At 56.3% G+C, this 13,805-nt stretch carries 13 protein-coding genes and 1 tRNA gene; 7 read left to right on the top strand and 7 right to left on the bottom strand.

Annotated features, from left to right (window positions below; translation table 11 throughout):
• Positions 1 to 12 precede the first annotated feature (12 nt).
• Entirely contained in the window at positions 13 to 1,344 is a 1,332-nt protein-coding gene (gene argA / locus IM294_RS04885) for an amino-acid N-acetyltransferase (protein WP_014885072.1), read from the bottom strand.
• A gap of 226 nt (positions 1,345 to 1,570) precedes the next feature.
• Between argA and amiC the strand changes: the two genes are divergently transcribed.
• On the top strand, positions 1,571 to 2,824 hold the full coding sequence (amiC, locus tag IM294_RS04880; protein WP_014885071.1) for an N-acetylmuramoyl-L-alanine amidase AmiC: 1,254 nt from the start codon (positions 1,571 to 1,573) through the stop codon (positions 2,822 to 2,824).
• A gap of 88 nt (positions 2,825 to 2,912) precedes the next feature.
• On the opposite strand, the gene IM294_RS04875 is transcribed toward amiC, so the two are convergent.
• Positions 2,913 to 2,989: transfer RNA gene (locus IM294_RS04875), tRNA-Met, on the bottom strand.
• A gap of 209 nt (positions 2,990 to 3,198) precedes the next feature.
• Between IM294_RS04875 and mltA the strand changes: the two genes are divergently transcribed.
• Complete coding sequence (gene mltA, locus IM294_RS04870; RefSeq protein ID WP_028014275.1) at positions 3,199 to 4,296, top strand: murein transglycosylase A; 1,098 nt, start codon at positions 3,199 to 3,201, stop codon at positions 4,294 to 4,296.
• 75 nt (positions 4,297 to 4,371) lie between these two features.
• On the top strand, positions 4,372 to 5,178 hold the full coding sequence (gene tcdA, locus IM294_RS04865) for a tRNA cyclic N6-threonylcarbamoyladenosine(37) synthase TcdA (RefSeq protein WP_006811804.1): 807 nt from the start codon (positions 4,372 to 4,374) through the stop codon (positions 5,176 to 5,178).
• Here tcdA and csdE read toward each other — a convergent pair.
• A complete protein-coding gene (gene csdE, locus IM294_RS04860) occupies positions 5,169 to 5,615 on the bottom strand; it encodes a cysteine desulfurase sulfur acceptor subunit CsdE (RefSeq protein WP_047364461.1) in 447 nt (148 codons plus the stop codon). The two genes, tcdA and csdE, sit on opposite strands and share 10 nt — an antisense overlap.
• Complete coding sequence (gene csdA, locus IM294_RS04855) at positions 5,615 to 6,820, bottom strand: cysteine desulfurase CsdA (RefSeq protein ID WP_126817252.1); 1,206 nt, start codon at positions 6,818 to 6,820, stop codon at positions 5,615 to 5,617. Before csdA ends, csdE begins: the two co-directional genes overlap by 1 nt.
• A gap of 192 nt (positions 6,821 to 7,012) precedes the next feature.
• Here csdA and IM294_RS04850 point away from each other — a divergent pair, with 192 nt between their 5' ends.
• The 4 genes from IM294_RS04850 to rlmM all read left to right on the top strand — a co-directional run bounded on the left by IM294_RS04850 (position 7,013) and on the right by rlmM (position 10,035).
• Positions 7,013 to 7,240, top strand: a complete 228-nt coding sequence (locus IM294_RS04850; RefSeq protein WP_008499648.1) for a YgdI/YgdR family lipoprotein — start codon at positions 7,013 to 7,015, stop codon at positions 7,238 to 7,240.
• Between the two features lie 349 nt (positions 7,241 to 7,589).
• Positions 7,590 to 8,507: a glycine cleavage system transcriptional regulator GcvA gene (gene gcvA / locus IM294_RS04845; protein WP_014885066.1), complete on the top strand. Its 918-nt coding sequence runs from the start codon at positions 7,590 to 7,592 to the stop codon at positions 8,505 to 8,507.
• A gap of 39 nt (positions 8,508 to 8,546) precedes the next feature.
• On the top strand, positions 8,547 to 8,942 hold the full coding sequence (locus tag IM294_RS04840; protein WP_028014272.1) for a DUF423 domain-containing protein: 396 nt from the start codon (positions 8,547 to 8,549) through the stop codon (positions 8,940 to 8,942).
• The gene (gene rlmM, locus IM294_RS04835) at positions 8,935 to 10,035 is read left to right on the top strand and encodes a 23S rRNA (cytidine(2498)-2'-O)-methyltransferase RlmM (RefSeq protein WP_126817254.1); all 1,101 of its coding nucleotides are present in this window, start codon (positions 8,935 to 8,937) and stop codon (positions 10,033 to 10,035) included. The genes IM294_RS04840 and rlmM overlap by 8 nt, the downstream gene beginning before the upstream one ends.
• 62 nt (positions 10,036 to 10,097) lie before the next feature.
• Here the strand turns inward: rlmM and xni are convergent, their stop codons facing one another.
• The 3 genes from xni to IM294_RS04820 all read right to left on the bottom strand — a co-directional run bounded on the left by xni (position 10,098) and on the right by IM294_RS04820 (position 13,694).
• On the bottom strand, positions 10,098 to 10,853 hold the full coding sequence (gene xni / locus IM294_RS04830; protein ID WP_126817256.1) for a flap endonuclease Xni: 756 nt from the start codon (positions 10,851 to 10,853) through the stop codon (positions 10,098 to 10,100).
• Positions 10,854 to 10,965: 112 nt separating this feature from the next.
• Positions 10,966 to 12,333, bottom strand: a complete 1,368-nt coding sequence (sdaB, locus tag IM294_RS04825) for an L-serine ammonia-lyase II (protein ID WP_028014269.1) — start codon at positions 12,331 to 12,333, stop codon at positions 10,966 to 10,968.
• Positions 12,334 to 12,398: 65 nt separating this feature from the next.
• Positions 12,399 to 13,694: an HAAAP family serine/threonine permease gene (locus tag IM294_RS04820; protein ID WP_126344950.1), complete on the bottom strand. Its 1,296-nt coding sequence runs from the start codon at positions 13,692 to 13,694 to the stop codon at positions 12,399 to 12,401.
• Between the last annotated feature and the right edge of the window lie 111 nt (positions 13,695 to 13,805).

Here is a 13,805-nt window from a genome sequence, read left to right as displayed (position 1 = left end):
GCAAAGAAAGGATTACCCCAGGTCGGCCATCAGCACTTTCGAACGGCGCTGATAGTTGTACATCTCTTTCTTCGTTTCCGGCAGAGAATCAATATCCACCGGCGTGAACCCGCGTTCCTGGAACCAGTGAATACTGCGCGTCGTCAGGACGAACAGCTTGCTCAGCCCCATCTGACGCGCCTGTGCCGCCACGCGCTCAAGCAGCATTTCGCCGCGTGAAGAGCTGCGGTAATCCGGGTGCACCGCCACGCAGGCCATTTCTCCGATTTTCTCTTCCGGGAACGGATAGAGGGCGGCGCAGGCAATGGTCAGGTTATCGCGCTGGATAATGGTGAATTTGTCGATCTCCATCTCCAGCTGCTCGCGGGAGCGACGAACCAGAATACCCTGCTGTTCCAGCGGACGGATCAGCTCCAGAATGCCGCCGATATCGTTGATGGTCGCGCGGCGAATCTGCTCCGCACTTTCCATCACAATCTGGGTGCCAATACCGTCGCGGGAGAACAGCTCCTGCAGCAGAGCTCCGTCTTCCTGATAGCTGATCAGGTGACTACGGCGCACGCCGCTGCGGCAGGCCTTCACGGCGCCACGCAGGAAGCGGACGGTGCCGGAGTGGTAATCCCCTTCGGCTTCCAGCGCTTCAACGCGGGCCTGCGCTTCATTCGGGAAGAGTTCCGGCACAATCACCCCTTCATCGTTTACGACGCCCTGGGAGGAGCAAAACCCAATCATTTTTTCCGCCTTCAGCTTGATCGCCAGCTGGGTGGCAATCTCTTCGGACGTCAGGTTAAAGCTTTCACCGGTTACGGAAACCGCCACCGGCCCCATCAGCACAATGGCACCGCTGTCGAGCTGACGGTGAATGGCCTCTTCATCAATACGACGAATGCGGCCGCTGTGGCAGTAATCCACGCCATCGTCCACGCCGAGCGGCTGGGCAATGATAAAGTTGCCGCTCACGACGTTGATATGCGCGCCCTGTAGCGGCGTGTTGTTCAGGCTCATCGACAGGCGAGCGGTGATATCCAGCTGCAGCAGACCCGCCGCCTGCTTCACCAGCTCCAGGGTTTTGGCATCCGTGACGCGGGTATGTTTGTGGTAAATCGGCTCGTGGTGGTGAGCGGCCAGGTTGGCGTCGATCTGCGGGCGCGCGCCATAGACCACCACCAGGCGGATCCCGAGGCTGTGCAGCAGGCCAATGTCATTGACGATGCTGGAAAAATTTTCATGCTCAATGGCTTCGCCGCCCAGCATGATGACAAACGTTTTTCCCCGGTGGGCGTTGATATAGGGAACAGAATGGCGGAATCCCTGGACCAGTTCGGTTCTACGTTCCTTCACCATGGCACAACCCTTAATGAATGTTTATTCGTAATTTATGTATTTTTATTCGATTGTGGGCGCGTGTGCAAGTGCAAATTTTCTGCGACCTACAGAAATTAATAAGTAATCCGTGCGTTAACGTATGATTGTTTACCCTTTTATAGATGACAGTTTATGCGTCATTCGTTAAAGTTTTCGGTCAATCTGCACTTTTGTATATCAGTTTGTTTTCTTGCTCGGGAGAAGCATGTCGGGATCCAATTCAGCAATAAGCCGCCGCCGTTTGTTAAAAGGGGCCGGGGCAATGTGGTTGCTTAGCGTCAGCCAGGTCGGTCTTGCCGCCACGAGTCAGGTGGTGGCGGTGCGCGTCTGGCCGTCGTCGACCTATACGCGCGTGACGGTTGAATCCAATCGCGTGCTGAAATATAAGCAATTTGCCCTCAGCAACCCTGAACGCGTGGTGGTGGATCTCGAAGGGGTGAACCTCAACTCCGTGCTGAAAGGCATGGCGGCGCAGATCCGCGGTGACGATCCGTTTATTAAATCGGCGCGCGTCGGTCAGTTTGATCCGCAAACCGTGCGCATGGTGTTTGAGCTTAAGCAGAACGTTAAGCCGCAGCTGTTCGCCCTGGCGCCCGTCGCGACGTTTAAAGAGCGTCTGGTGATGGATCTTTACCCGGCGAATGCGACGGATATTCAGGATCCGCTTCTCGCCCTGCTGGAGGATTACAACAAAGGCGATCTTCAGCGTCAGGTGCCGCCTGCGCAAAGCGGCCCGCAGCCGGGGAAAGCAGGGCGCGATCGTCCGATTGTGATCATGCTCGATCCCGGCCACGGCGGCGAAGACTCCGGTGCGGTGGGGAAATACCATACGCGTGAAAAAGACGTGGTGCTGCAAATTGCCCGTCGTCTGAAGGCGTTAATTGATAAAGAGGGCAATATGCGCGCCTACATGACGCGCAATGAGGATGTCTTTATCCCGCTGAAGGTGAGGGTGGCGAAAGCGCAGAAGCAGCGTGCCGATCTGTTCGTCTCGATCCATGCGGATGCCTTTACCAGCCGCCAGCCGAGCGGCTCGTCGGTGTTTGCGCTCTCAACCAAGGGCGCGACCAGTACCGCGGCGCGATACCTTGCGGACACCCAGAACGCCTCGGACCTGATCGGTGGCGTGAGCAAAAGCGGCGACCGCTACGTCGACCACACCATGTTCGACATGGTGCAGTCCCTGACCATTAACGACAGCCTGAAGTTTGGTAAAGCGGTGCTGGGCAAGCTGGGGAACATCAATAAGCTGCACAAAAACAGCGTTGAGCAGGCCGGGTTTGCGGTGCTGAAGGCACCGGATATCCCGTCCATTCTGGTAGAAACCGCGTTTATCAGTAACGTTGAAGAAGAGCGTAAGCTCAAGACGGCAAAGTTCCAGCAGGAGGTGGCGGAGTCGATTCTGGCGGGGATACGGGCGTATTTCTCAGACGGGGCGACGCTGGCGCGGCGCGGGTAGGTTTTTAGCCGGGTGAAATGCCCGGAAAATTCACAAACGTCAGATACAAAAAAACACCCTTAAGGGTGTTTATTGTTTTTAGAAGTGTTGGTTGCGGGGGCCGGATTTGAACCGACGACCTTCGGGTTATGAGCCCGACGAGCTACCAGGCTGCTCCACCCCGCGTCCGTGGAAGCGCACTATACTCGGATAGGTTTGTGATGCAACCCCTTTTTCACATAAATCATTAACTTTGTATGTAAAGTGAACGGCATTGCGACATTTAGACTATTTTTTGCTCTGAATTTGCCAAAGGGCATGCGATCGCATTTCATTCGCTTTGTCGGTTTGTTATCTTCATCACGCGGAAATGGGCAACTTAAAGACGAGATATAATGAAAGGACGTTGGGCGAAGTATCTGATGGCGGGCGCAATGGTAGCGATTCTTGCGGCCTGTTCTTCCAAACCGACCGATCGCGGTCAGCAGTATAAAGACGGGAAGTTATCCCAGCCTTTCTCTTTAGTTAATCAGCCTGACGCCGTTGGCGCGCCGATCAACGCCGGTGATTTCTCCGAGCAGGTCTACCAGATCCGCAATGCGTCGCCGCGTCTGTATAGCTCACAGAACAATGTTTATAGCGCGGTACAGGACTGGCTGAAGGCGGGCGGCGATACGCGCAACATGCGCCAGTTTGGTATTGATGCCTGGCAAATGGAAGGGGCGGATAACTACGGCAACGTCCAGTTCACCGGCTATTACACGCCCGTGGTTCAGGCGCGACACACGCGCCAGGGCGAGTTCCAGTACCCTATCTACCGTATGCCGCCAAAACGCGGCCGTCTGCCGTCCCGCGCCGAAATCTACGCCGGTGCGCTGAGCGAAAACTACGTCCTGGCCTACAGCAACTCCCTGATGGATAATTTCATCATGGACGTGCAGGGCAGCGGCTACATTGATTTTGGCGACGGTTCACCGCTCAACTTCTTCAGCTATGCCGGGAAAAACGGCCATGCCTACCGCAGCATCGGTAAGGTGCTGATTGACCGCGGCGAAGTGAAAAAAGAAGATATGTCGATGCAGGCGATCCGCGAGTGGGGCGAAAAGCACAGTGAAGCCGAGGTGCGCGAGCTGCTGGAGCAGAACCCATCGTTCGTCTTCTTCAAGCCGCAAAACTTCGCCCCGGTGAAAGGGGCCAGCGCCGTGCCGCTGATTGGCCGCGCGTCGGTGGCATCGGATCGTTCTATCATTCCTGCGGGTACCACGCTGCTGGCGGAAGTCCCTCTGCTCGACAACAACGGCAAGTTCAACGGCAAATATGAGCTGCGTCTGATGGTAGCCCTGGATGTTGGCGGAGCGATTAAGGGACAGCACTTTGATATCTATCAGGGCATTGGCCCGGATGCCGGTCACCGTGCAGGCTGGTATAACCACTACGGACGCGTATGGGTGCTGAAGGCCGCGCCGGGCACCGGAAACGTATTCAGCGGCTGATTGTGGTATTCTGAGCGCAATACGGATTACTGTTCAGGGTGAGGAAAACCTCACCCTTTTTACATCTGAGGTTTTATGTCTGTGGTAATCAGCGATGCCTGGCGCCAGCGTTTTGGCGGCACGGCACGTCTCTATGGTGAAAAAGCCCTGCAGCTGTTTGCGGATGCGCACGTCTGCGTCGTGGGCATTGGCGGTGTCGGCTCCTGGGCGGCGGAAGCGCTGGCGAGAACCGGGATTGGCGCAATCACGCTGATTGATATGGATGACGTTTGTGTGACCAACACTAACCGTCAGATCCACGCCCTGCGTGATAACGTCGGCCTGGCGAAGTCCGAGGTGATGGCGGAGCGCATTCGCCTCATCAATCCGGAGTGTCGGGTGACGGTGATCGACGACTTTGTGACGGCAGATAACGTCGCGGAGTACATGAGCAAAGGCTACAGCTATGTGATTGACGCCATCGACAGCGTGCGGCCTAAAGCGGCGCTGATCGCATACTGCCGTCGTTACAAGGTGCCGCTGGTCACGACCGGCGGCGCGGGCGGGCAAATCGATCCCACGCAGATCCAGGTTGCCGATCTGGCGAAAACCATTCAGGATCCGCTGGCTGCCAAGCTGCGTGAACGCCTGAAGAGCGACTTCAATGTGGTGAAGAACAGCAAGGGCAAGCTGGGCGTCGACTGCGTGTTCTCCACCGAAGCGCTGGTCTACCCGCAGGCGGATGGTTCAGTTTGTGCGATGAAAAGCACGGCGGAAGGGCCAAAACGCATGGACTGCGCGTCAGGCTTTGGGGCGGCCACCATGGTAACCGCCTCTTTTGGCTTTGTGGCGGTCTCTCACGCCCTGAAGAAGATGATGGCGAAGGCGGAACGTCAGGCCTGAGCCTGACGTGCGGCGTCCAGCACCGCGTCGCTGAGCGCGATCAGGCCCTGACCGCGCGAGGCGCTAAGCTGTGCGCGCAGCCCCAGCTCGTCGAACAGCGCCAGCGGCGAGTGCGTTAACAATTCCGCCGCGCTTTTCCCCTCAATGGCGGTTAACAGGACCGCCAGCAGGCCCCGGACGATGCGCCCTTCGCTGTCGCCGAAGAAATGCAGCTTCTCGCCGGAGACGCTCACGCCCAGCCAGACGCGGTTTTCACAGCCCGCAATCTCTTTCGCCTGCGCTTTAAGATCGTCGGAAAGAGCTGGGAGCTGTTTACCCAGCAGGATCAGCTGACGATATTTATCTTCCCACTGCTGGAGCGGGGCGAAGGTCTGTTTTAAGGTCTCTTCAGTGATGACCGTGCCAAACGGATGTCCGGCTAAAGCAGCGCTAGTCATTAATCCACCAGTATTTCAAGGGCGCGGTCAACGGCGCTAACCAGCGCGTCGACATCGCTTTGGGTATTATACGGCGCAAACGAGGCGCGCAGCGTACCGCTGACGCCGAGCGCCGCCAGCAGCGGCTGGGCGCAGTGCTGTCCTGCGCGCAGGGCAATGCCGTATCCGGCCAGCAGCGTCACCATATCGCTATGATGCACGCCAGCAAAATCAAAGGCGAGCAGGCTGGAATCCTGAACGCGGAACGAGCGGAAACCCGGGCGTTTTTTCAGTTCTTCCTCAGCCAGCGTCGCCAGCCCTCGGCTCCAGCTTTCCGCCTGAACCGCGTCCGTTTCCGCCAGCCATTCAAGTGCGGCGCTGAGGCCGATGACCCCGGCCACGTTCGGCGTGCCCGCTTCCAGACGGTAAGGCACCTCCTGCGTTTTAAAACCGTCGAAGGTCACTTCGGTAATCATTTTGCCGCCGCCGAGCCACGGCGTCATTTTTGCCAGCAGTTCCGGTTTACCGTACAGCGCGCCAATCCCGGTTGGCCCGTAGAGTTTGTGCCCGGAGAAGGCGTAGAAGTCGATATCCAGCGCCTGCACATCAGCGGGGAAATGAACCACGCCCTGAGCACCGTCGACCATCACCACCACGCCGCTGGCATGGGCAATCTCAATGGCGCGAGCCAGATCCGGACAGCCGCCGGTGACGTTGGACATCTGCCCCAGCGCCAGAATACGGCTGCGGGGGGTAATCAGCTCAGGGAGACGGGCCACGTCAGGCAGAAAGTCTGCACTCAACGGGAGCTTAATAACGCGCGCGCCCGTTTGCTCAGCCACCATCAGCCACGGCACCAGGTTAGCGTGATGCTCTGCTTCGCTGACAATGATTTCGTCCCCTGGCTGCAGCAGCGGGCGGGCATAGCACTGGGCCACCATATTGATGGCTTCAGTCGTACCGCGCGTCCAGACGATGTTTTTTCCGCTTTCGGCATTGATCAGGCGTGCAACCTGATCGCGTGCGGCTTCATAGCGCGCGGTCAGGCGCTGCGCTTCGGCAAACTGGCTGCGATGTACGTTGCCGGCGCTCAGGCTGTAGAACTGCTGCGTGGCCTCGATCACCGCCTTGGGCTTCAGGGCCGTGGCGGCGCTATCAAGATAAATACCGGCATCGGCCAGCGCCGGAAACTGTGCGCGAAACTGCGCAGGACTGAAAGCGTTCATGGGATTCCTCGTGTCGATAGAGAGATCGTCGCGCAATTTCAGCGGCAGGGCAAGGAGGTTGATATCTATCAGATTTGTCTGCTTATCCTGGCGACCTCGAAAAAGCAGGTTATGCTAAATAGTGTTAGGCGGATGTTTTAGCCTGTTATAAATCGAGGTTTGAATAGCATTAATTGCTAAAGGAGAATAATCATGAATAAGACAGCTGCAATCATTTCTGCCTGTGCGTTTACTTTTGCCCTGAGCGCCTGTTCTGGTAACAACTACGTGATGCACACAAACGATGGTCGTTCTATCGTTTCGGAAGGGAAACCGACTACCGATAACGATACCGGGATGATTTCGTACAAAGATGCTAACGGGAACAAGCAGCAGATCAACCGCACGGACGTGAAAGAGATGAAAGAGATCGAGCATTAACCGATCGCAGGCGAAAAAAAAGCACCGCAAATTGGCGGTGCTACATTAATCACTATGGACAGACAGGGTAAATGTACAGGAAGTGAAAAATTGGTAGCGTTGCTACCGTGGTCTGAATCGCAGACCAATTGCAAACACAACAACACAACATCACAACCGTAAGCCAAAAGCCCTTCAGAACACGCATTCCGAAAAAAGCTCTTCGTTCCGGCTCAGGAAGTGCCGCCACTATAGGTATTTGCTGGTAGTTCCTCAACGGACAAATTATAATGGCTCAGATAAAAAAAACTAATAGGTTAAACGTTGTTTCCTGTTTGTTAAATTCCGTTAACATCTAAGCCAGATAACCATGTCAAAGCGATTGCCACCCCTTAATGCATTACGCGTTTTTGATGCAGCAGCACGTCACCTGAGCTTCACCCGTGCGGCAGATGAGCTTTTTGTGACACAGGCCGCAGTAAGTCACCAAATCAAGTCCCTGGAGGATTTCCTGGGCCTTAAGCTGTTCCGCCGACGCAATCGTTCCTTGCTGCTGACCGAAGAGGGGCAGAGCTATTTTCAGGATATTAAAGAGATTTTTTCCCAGCTCACGGAAGCCACGCGTAAGCTGCAGGCACGCAGTGCAAAAGGTGCCCTGACTGTTAGTTTATTGCCCAGTTTTGCCATTCAGTGGTTGGTGCCAAGACTCTCAAGCTTTAACTCAGCTTATCCGGGGATCGACGTTCGAATCCAGGCGGTGGATCGTCAGGAAGACAAGCTGGCCGATGATGTGGATGTCGCCATTTTTTATGGTCGCGGCAACTGGCCGGGCTTGCGTGTCGAGAAATTATACGCAGAATATCTGCTGCCGGTCTGTTCGCCTCTGCTTTTAACAGGCGACAAGGCGCTGAAAACACCCGCTGACCTGGCGCAGCATACGCTTTTACATGATGCCTCTCGCCGCGACTGGCAAACTTATACCCGTCAATTAGGTCTTAGTCATATAAACGTGCAGCAGGGCCCCATTTTTAGCCATAGTGCGATGGTGCTACAGGCTGCCATTCACGGACAGGGCGTGGCGTTGGCGAACAACGTGATGGCGCAGTCCGAAATTGAGGCAGGCCGTCTGGTTTGCCCTTTTAATGATGTACTGGTCAGTAAGAATGCATTTTATCTGGTTTGTCATGACAGTCAGGCAGAACTGGGTAAAATAGCCGCCTTCCGGCAGTGGATACTGGCGAAAGCGGCAAGCGAGCAAGAAAAATTCCGCTTCAGGTATGAACAATAACGTTTGTGTGCCGGGCACGCATTAATTCAGGACTTAAACATGACCAGCCGATTCATGCTGATTTTTGCCGCGGTGAGTGGCTTTATTTTTGTTGCACTGGGCGCCTTTGGCGCGCACGTATTGAGCAAGTCTTTGGGCGCCGTCGAGATGGGCTGGATCCAGACCGGCCTTGAATACCAGGCGTTTCATACGCTGGCTATTTTTGGGCTGGCGGTGGCGATGCAGCGCCGGATAAGCATCTGGTTTTACTGGAGTAGCGTATTTATGGCGCTGGGTACCGTGCTGTTTAGCGGCAGCCTTTACTGTCTGGCCCTCTCGCATTTGCGCCTGTGGGCGTTTGTTACACCTGTCGGCGGCGTGAGCTTCCTGGCGGGTTGGGTATTAATGTTTATCGGAGCTATCCGTCTGAAACGCAAGGGCGTTGTTCATGAATAAGGTTGTTTTATATTGTCGCCCGGGGTTTGAGAAAGAGTGCGCCGCGGAAATTACCGATAAAGCGGCGAAGCGCGAAGTCTTCGGCTTTGCTCGCGTAAAAGAAAATGCGGGCTATGTGGTATTCGAGTGTTATCAGCCTGAAGACGCCGACAAGCTGGTGCGCGAGCTGCCGTTCAGCTCGCTGATTTTCGCCCGCCAGATGTTCGTCGCGGGTGAGTTGCTGAAAGATCTTCCGCCGGAAGATCGCATCACGCCGATTGTGGGCATGCTGCAGGGCGTGGTGGAGAAGGGCGGCGACCTGCGCGTTGAGGTTGCCGATACCAACGAAAGCAAAGAGCTGATGAAGTTTTGCCGTAAGTTCACCGTGCCGCTGCGCGCAGCGCTGCGTGACGCGGGCATACTGACAAACTACGAAACGCCGAAGCGTCCGGTGGTGCATATCTTCTTTATCGCACCGGGCTGCTGCTATGCGGGCTATTCGTACACCAATAACAATTCGCCATTCTTTATGGGCATCCCGCGCCTGAAGTTCCCGGCAGATGCGCCGAGCCGTTCAACCCTGAAGCTGGAAGAGGCGTTTCACGTCTTTATCCCGGCAGATGAGTGGGACGAGCGTCTGGCTAACGGCATGTATGCCGTCGACCTTGGCGCGTGCCCGGGCGGCTGGACCTATCAGCTGGTGAAACGCAACATGTGGGTGTCGTCTGTGGATAACGGCCCAATGGCGCAAAGCCTGATGGACACCGGACAGGTCACCTGGCTGCGAGAGGACGGTTTCCGCTATCGCCCAACCCGCAACAACATCTCGTGGATGGTGTGCGACATGGTGGAGAAGCCGGCGAAAGTGGCCGCGCTGATGGCCTCCTGGCTGGTGAACGGCTGGTGCCGTGAGACCATTTTCAACCTCAAGCTGCCGATGAAAAAGCGCTACGAGGAGGTATCCCAGAACCTGGCCTATATTCAGGCACAGCTGGATGAGCACGGTATTAACGTGGAGATCCAGGCGCGTCAGTTGTACCACGACCGCGAAGAGGTGACGGTACACATCCGTCGCTGGTGGGCGGCTGTAGGCGGACGTCGCGACGAGCGATAGTGCGTGCTTTGTTTTGCCCGGTGGCGCTGCGCTTACCGGGCCTACAAAACGGTGTTGACGTTTTAACGTTCTAACCGCAACTGCTGTAAATTCCCGTCCAGCTGTAAATCTGTCTTTAGCGTCGCCACCTCGCGGCAGATAAACGCCATCTCTTTATGCGCCTCCAGCTTCTTGCGCCACTTTTCTGGCACCTCATCCAGACGGGCGTAAATCCCTTCCAGACTCTGAAAATCGGTCAGCAACTGGGCGGCGCTCTTTGGTCCAATACCGGCGACACCCGGAACCTTAGAGCTGCTGATGCCTGCCAGACCCCAATAATCCGGCAGTTGCTCAGGCAAGACGCCGAACTCGCTGGCAATAAACGGCGCGTCCAGCCAGCGTTTTTGAAAATAGTCGCGAATGCGGATAGTTGGGGAGAGCAGCTGGCAGTAGCCTTTGTCAGTTGAAACGATAGTGGCCTGATGCCCGGCACTTGCCACTTTTACGGCCAGGGTGGCCGCGAGATCGTCGGCTTCATTGCCCTGTGCACCCCAGCAGGGGACGCCGCGCTGCTCAAAGGCGGCACGCAGGGCGGGCATTTCGGCATGCAGATCGTCCGGCATCGGTGCGCGTCCGGCTTTGTAGTCGGGCAGGCGCTGATGTCGCCAGCCGCTGTTGCGCGCTTCGTCATCAAACACGGCCACGACGTGCGTCGGCTCGCTGTGGCGAATAAGCTGCTCCAGCGCGTGCAGGCAGGTGTCCTTGCAGGGCGTGCCTTGTACCGCATGGATTCGGCGAATCAGATTGAGCGCGTCGACGATAAGCAAATGAACAGCCACAGATATTCTCCCTTAAATCTAATGGGTAGAGGGTATCACTGTCGGCAGGATGAAACGAATAGCGTGAGGGAAAACAGGAAGAAGCCTCGCAAAACGAGGCTTCCTGAGAGGCTTAATCGCAGGTGACGATCTTCATCGCCAGGCCGCCGCGAGAGGTTTCGCGGTATTTGGCGTTCATATCTTTACCGGTTTCGTACATGGTTTCGATAACTTTATCGAGACAGACGCGCGGCTCACTGGTGCGGCGCAGCGCCATACGCGCCGCGTTCACCGCCTTGACGGAGGCGATGGCGTTACGCTCGATGCACGGCACCTGCACCTGTCCGGCAACCGGATCGCAGGTTAGCCCCAGGTTATGTTCCATGCCGATTTCCGCAGCGATGCAGACCTGCGCCGGGCTTGCGCCCAACAGTTCCGCCAGGCCCGCCGCCGCCATGGAGCATGCCACGCCGACTTCGCCCTGACAGCCTACTTCCGCACCGGAAATGGAGGCGTTCATTTTATACAGAGAACCAATCGCGCTGGCGACCAGCAGGTAGCGCGCCAGGGAGTTAGCGTTCACTTCACGGATAAACTTGTCGTAGTACGCCAGCACGGCCGGAACGATACCGCAGGCACCGTTGGTTGGCGCCGTGACGACGCGGCCCCCTGCGGCGTTCTCTTCGTTCACCGCCAGGGCGAACATGTTGATCCAGTCGACGACGGCCATCGGGTCCGTTGTCGTTTTGTCGGTGCTCACCAGCATACGACGTAGCGCCGCCGCACGACGCGGTACGCGAAGCTTGCCCGGCAGAACGCCTTCGGTGGTGATCCCGCGCTCAATGCCGCCGCGCATCACTTCCCAGACGCTAGCGAAATGCTGTTCCAGCTCCTCTTTGCTGTGAAGGGCCAGCTCGTTTTTCATCATCAGGCCGGAGAGGGAAAGCCCCGTCTCCTGGCAGTGGCGCTGGAGATCTGCCGCGGTTTTGTACGGATACGGCACCTCAACAGAAGAGGTGGTGGTTTGACCAAAGTGATCTTCGTCGACGATAAAGCCGCCGCCGATGGAGTAATACGTCTGGCTGTAAACCGCTTTGTCGCCGGCCAGCGCGGTAATGCGCATGCCGTTTTCGTGCAGCGACAGGTTGTCCGCATGGAAATTCATGCAGTGGTCAACCGGGAATTCAACCTCATGCTCACCGTTTGCCAGCAGCAAACGACCGTGGGTGTTCACGTCCTGGATGAAGCCAGGGATCGCGTCAATATCAACGGTATCCGGCAGATTTCCCGCCAGGCCCATGATAATGGCGATATCGGTATGGTGGCCTTTCCCGGTCAGGGAAAGCGAGCCGTACACATCGACAACCACGCGGGTGATGTCGTGCAGAATGCCGCGTGCAATCAAGTCATCCGTGAACTGCTTACCGGCTTTCATTGGTCCGACGGTGTGAGAGCTGGAAGGACCAATACCGATTTTGAAAATATCGAATACGCTAATCATGATGCGTCCATTGCTTTCAGTCAGAGGGGGAGGAGTGCGCCGCCCGAAGGCGGCGCGGGCGTTCATCAGAACATGGTGTACAGGGAGTAGAAGATCGCAGAGATAGCGATAAGGCCCATGATAACCACAAACACGTTGCTGACCTGGCCGCTGTACTTGCGCATGGCAGGCACTTTCTGAATCGCGTACATCGGCATCAGGAACAGAATCATCGCGATAACCGGGCCACCCAGGGTTTCAATCATGCCCAGGATGCTTGGGTTCAGGGTCGCTACCGCCCAGGTGGTGAGCAGCATGAACAGTGCAGTGATTTTGTTCAGCTTGTTGATTTCAATGCTCTTGCCTTTACCGCGCAGAGATTTAATCACCATACCGTTGAAGCCTTCACGCGCGCCCAGATAGTGGCCCAGGAAGGATTTGGTGATGGCGATCATCGCGATGATCGGTGCCATCCACGCAATCAGCGGTGCGTTAAAGTGGTTCGCCAGGTAAGACAGAATAGAGATGTTCTGTTCTTTCGCTGCCGCCAGGTCCGCCGGGGAGAGGCTCAGTACGCAGCTGAAGACGAAGAACATCACGGTCAGCACCATCATCACGTGAGCGCGGGCCAGGATGCTGGAGCACTTCTTCTCTGCACCATTACCGTACTCTTCGCGTTTCGCCACGGCGAAAGAGGAGATGATTGGGGAGTGGTTGAAGGAGAAGACCATTACCGGGATCGCCAGCCACAGGGTCATCAGCAGGCCGTTACCGGTCGCAGACGCGCTGCTCAGGGACAGGGTTTCCAGCGCTGCACCGTTCCACTGTGGGATCAGGTAGCAGGCCAGCAGCATCAGCGCAGCCACAAACGGGAAGACCAGCACGCTCATGGCCTTAACAATCATCTGCTCGCCGAAGCGCACGATGGTCATCATGCCGACGATCAGGATCAGAGACAGAATGGCACGCGGTGGCGGCGTCATGTGCAGCTGGTGCGTCATGAAGCTTTCAACGGTGTTGGTGATCGCCACGCTGTAGACGAGCAGGATTGGGTAAATCGCGAAGAAGTAGAGCAGGGTAATCAGTTTACCTGCGCCAACGCCGAAATGTTCTTCAACCACTTCGGTGATGTCTTCGCCCGGGTTTTTACCGGACAGCACGAAGCGGGTCAGACCGCGGTGTGCGAAGTAGGTCATCGGGAAGGCGATGACGGCCATGATGATCAGCGGAATCAGACCGCCGACGCCTGCGTTGATAGGAAGGAACAGTACACCAGCGCCGATTGCCGTGCCGTAAAGGCCCAGCATCCACATGGTATCCGTTTTGCGCCAACCACTTCGGGATTCAATCGAAGCAACGGTGCTGGTTTGAGTGGTTTCCATCTGTATCTCCTGGAGGAAGCAAATTGTCAGGTTTTTAGTCAAATCCGATGAAAAAATGCCTGACGGTAATATGAAATTCGTTCAGTGACGGTTTTTTAATAATTTTCGCCC

Origin of the sequence: Enterobacter cloacae complex sp. P43RS, from assembly GCF_014930585.1 — a bacterium.
GTDB classification, from domain to species: Bacteria; Pseudomonadota; Gammaproteobacteria; order Enterobacterales; family Enterobacteriaceae; genus Enterobacter; species Enterobacter bugandensis.
The sequence above is the reverse complement of the archived record's forward strand: the minus strand, read 5'-3'. Positions and strand labels throughout refer to the sequence as shown.

Excerpts from the sequence above, each read along its gene's own strand:
- argA (WP_014885072.1), bottom strand. The coding sequence starts at position 1,344 with ATGGTGAAGGAACGTAGAACCGAACTGGTCCAGGGATTCCGCCATTCT.
- amiC (WP_014885071.1), top strand. The coding sequence starts at position 1,571 with ATGTCGGGATCCAATTCAGCAATAAGCCGCCGCCGTTTGTTAAAAGGG.
- mltA (WP_028014275.1), top strand. The coding sequence starts at position 3,199 with ATGAAAGGACGTTGGGCGAAGTATCTGATGGCGGGCGCAATGGTAGCG.
- tcdA (WP_006811804.1), top strand. The coding sequence starts at position 4,372 with ATGTCTGTGGTAATCAGCGATGCCTGGCGCCAGCGTTTTGGCGGCACG.
- csdE (WP_047364461.1), bottom strand. The coding sequence starts at position 5,615 with ATGACTAGCGCTGCTTTAGCCGGACATCCGTTTGGCACGGTCATCACT.
- csdA (WP_126817252.1), bottom strand. The coding sequence starts at position 6,820 with ATGAACGCTTTCAGTCCTGCGCAGTTTCGCGCACAGTTTCCGGCGCTG.
- IM294_RS04850 (WP_008499648.1), top strand. The coding sequence starts at position 7,013 with ATGAATAAGACAGCTGCAATCATTTCTGCCTGTGCGTTTACTTTTGCC.
- gcvA (WP_014885066.1), top strand. The coding sequence starts at position 7,590 with ATGTCAAAGCGATTGCCACCCCTTAATGCATTACGCGTTTTTGATGCA.
- IM294_RS04840 (WP_028014272.1), top strand. The coding sequence starts at position 8,547 with ATGACCAGCCGATTCATGCTGATTTTTGCCGCGGTGAGTGGCTTTATT.
- rlmM (WP_126817254.1), top strand. The coding sequence starts at position 8,935 with ATGAATAAGGTTGTTTTATATTGTCGCCCGGGGTTTGAGAAAGAGTGC.
- sdaB (WP_028014269.1), bottom strand. The coding sequence starts at position 12,333 with ATGATTAGCGTATTCGATATTTTCAAAATCGGTATTGGTCCTTCCAGC.
- IM294_RS04820 (WP_126344950.1), bottom strand. The coding sequence starts at position 13,694 with ATGGAAACCACTCAAACCAGCACCGTTGCTTCGATTGAATCCCGAAGT.